Raw genomic sequence first — 297 nt, 5'->3', positions numbered from 1 at the left:
ACTCCCCCTGCCAAGCAAGGTGCTGACAGGCAGCTGTGGTTCGCATCCAAGCAGTCCCTGAGCTACCTGGATGGCACGCTTCCGGGAGACTTCGGGTTCGACCCGCTGGGGCTATCGGACCCGGAGGGGACCGGCGGGTTCATCGAGCCACGGTGGCTGGCCTACGGCGAGGTGTTCAACGGCCGGACGGCGATGATGGGCGTCGTCGGCATGGTCGCCCCGGAGCTCCTCGGCAAGCTGGGCCTCGTCCCCGCCGAGACGGCGATCCCGTGGTTCCAGACCGGCGTGATCCCCCCC

Annotated in this window: 1 protein-coding gene; it reads left to right on the top strand. The window is 69.0% G+C overall.

What is annotated here, in order from left to right; translation table 11 throughout:
• A partial coding sequence (locus L9G74_RS24020) for a chlorophyll a/b-binding protein (protein WP_238898556.1) occupies positions 1 to 297 on the top strand: 297 nt, incomplete at both ends.

The sequence above is a fragment of the Shewanella electrica genome, from assembly GCF_022321485.1.
Classification (GTDB): domain Bacteria; phylum Pseudomonadota; class Gammaproteobacteria; order Enterobacterales; family Shewanellaceae; genus Shewanella; species Shewanella electrica.
Note: the sequence above shows the minus strand (reverse complement) of the source record. Positions and strands in the feature narration are given on the sequence as shown.